Raw genomic sequence first — 2,219 nt, 5'->3', positions numbered from 1 at the left:
GTTGTAAGTGTGGCGATTATAGCAATTTAGTCAGTCGGTGTGCTTGTTAATAAATTAAATTCAAATAGCGATAGGGGAAACGCTTCATTTTTACATGGTTTAAGTATCGGCATTTTCTAAGTTGAGGAGGGTAAATGCCCGATATGTTATAATCCATAACCAAACATAATTCAGAAAGGAACAAAATCATGCGCTTGCTTCATACTATGTTGCGTGTCGGCAATCTCGAACGCTCTTTGGATTTCTATCAAAACGTATTGAACATGCAACTGTTGCGCCGCCGTGATTATCCTGAAGGCCGTTTTACTTTGGCTTTTGTCGGTTATGGCGATGAGGCGGACCATACTGTTTTGGAACTGACCCACAACTGGGATACCGAGTCTTACGACTTGGGCGAGGCTTACGGCCATATCGCGATTGAAGTTGATGACGCTTACGCTGCGTGCGAACGTGTCAAAGAGATGGGCGGTAAAGTGGTACGCGAAGCCGGCCCGATGAAACACGGCACGACTGTGATTGCGTTTGTCGAAGATCCGGACGGCTACAAAATTGAATTTATTCAAAAGAAAAGCGGTAGCGATTCGGTACAATATTCATCTTAAGACATAAGATAATGGAAAAGGCCGTCTGAACATTCAGACGGCCTTTTTTGATTAGCCCAACTGTTTTTGCTTTTCGCTCAACAGGGCGTGTACATGAAGCGCGGTAGCATAACGGTCTTCTCCTGCTTCAATCGGATCGAGGAAATGCAGCTCGACCGTACTGGAAGGCTGGCTGATGACCATACAGATAGATTGCCAGAGGCTGATGTCGCCGTAGTAGGCAGTGTGCGGATTGGGGCTGCTACCGTCCGGATTCGGATAGCGGCAGAGTGCCGGAATAATCGGTACGCCTGCATCATAGGCCGTCTGAAAAAAGCTCGGTTTGAACGGCAGGATTTCACGGCCTTCGGTACTGGTGCCTTCGGGGAAAATGGTGACGGTATCGCCGTTTTTCAGTGCTTCGGTTACGCCTGCGATTTTGGCGGAATTGCCTTTGATGCCGCGGTTGCGCGAGACATAAACCGTTTGAGCTTGTGTGGCGAGATAACCGACCACCGGCCATTTGGCCACATCGTCTTTAGCCACAAAGCGGCCGGGAAAAGCGCCGTTGACCGCCATAATGTCCAACCATGAAATATGGTTGCTGATAAGCATCTGACCGCGGCCTTCTTGCGGCGGCGTGCCGAAAGTTTGCAGTTTCATGCCGCAGGAAGCGAGCACGCGCAGCGACCATAATTGGATTGCGCGCAGTTTGCGTTTGCTGCTGTAAAAGGGAAACAGAAAAAACATTTCGGCCATGCCGTACAAAAGGCAGCCGGCAATACAGAGAATACGGAAGATAAAACGGATTTTGGCGGTCATTGTGTGTGTTTTTTTATAAAGATTAGGCAGGCCGTCTGAAGTTTCAGACGGCCTTTTATTATGAATCGGTTTTAGGGGCAAAACGCTGCAAGTAGCGGTCGGAAAGGTGGCTGATGTCCATCATGATCAGCACATCCGCGCAGTTGAACGCTTCATCGACGCAAGGCTCGCCGCAAAACCACGCGCCCGCTTTGAGATAGCCTTTGATCAGTGCGGGTACAGGCGGATTTTCAGACGGCGTGATGCTGTCCCATTTGAGCGGGTTGAGCGGTTTGACACGCCATTGTTCCGGAGCGAGGTATTTGTCTTTCAAAGCATGATACAGACCCGCCGCATCGTTGCCGCCGTCGCGCATTTCGATACTGCCGCAACCAATCATAAAGCGTAGGTTTTCGTCTTTCATGAATTTGACCAAACCGGTCCACAACAGCATGACCAAGCCGCCGTTGCGGTAGTCCGGGTGGGTACAGGCGCGGCCGAGTTCGACGGTTTGCGGCAGAATGTTTTTCAAAGGCTCAAGGTCAAATTCATGCTCGCTGTACCAGCCGCCGACTTTTTTTGCGGTTTCTTCGGTAATCAGGCGGTAGCAGCCGATAACTTCGCCGGTTGCATCATCGAAGGCAAGCAGGTGGTGGCAATGCTCATCATAAGGATCGACATCACGGCCGTCATCGCTTTCGATTTCCGCCCCCAATTCTTGGGCAAAAACCTGATAGCGCAATCTTTGGGCGGCTTCGATTTCAGCTTGGGTTTCTGCAAGGCGTACGCTCAGGCCGATTTTGGGGCCCGTTTGATTGAAACGGCTGGGGGACATGA

Annotated in this window: 3 protein-coding genes; 1 reads left to right on the top strand and 2 read right to left on the bottom strand. The window is 50.4% G+C overall.

Going from position 1 to position 2,219, the window contains the following annotated elements:
- The first annotated feature begins 188 nt into the window (after positions 1 to 188).
- Positions 189 to 602 (top strand): lactoylglutathione lyase, encoded by a 414-nt coding sequence (gene gloA, locus ACTHUT_RS18400; RefSeq protein ID WP_070589865.1) that lies wholly within the window; start codon positions 189 to 191, stop codon positions 600 to 602.
- A 51-nt stretch (positions 603 to 653) separates the two neighbouring features.
- Here gloA and ACTHUT_RS18395 read toward each other — a convergent pair whose 3' ends face one another.
- Together ACTHUT_RS18395 and ACTHUT_RS18390 are read right to left on the bottom strand one after the other, a co-directional pair.
- The gene (locus tag ACTHUT_RS18395; RefSeq protein WP_250600763.1) at positions 654 to 1,403 is read right to left on the bottom strand and encodes a lysophospholipid acyltransferase family protein; all 750 of its coding nucleotides are present in this window, start codon (positions 1,401 to 1,403) and stop codon (positions 654 to 656) included.
- Between the two features lie 58 nt (positions 1,404 to 1,461).
- Positions 1,462 to 2,217, bottom strand: coding sequence for a GNAT family N-acetyltransferase (locus ACTHUT_RS18390; RefSeq protein WP_070632807.1), 756 nt, complete (start codon positions 2,215 to 2,217; stop codon positions 1,462 to 1,464).
- Positions 2,218 to 2,219 lie beyond the last annotated feature (2 nt).

It is taken from the genome of Neisseria sp. P0022.S010, assembly GCF_051956635.1.
Note: the sequence above shows the minus strand (reverse complement) of the source record. Positions and strands in the feature narration are given on the sequence as shown.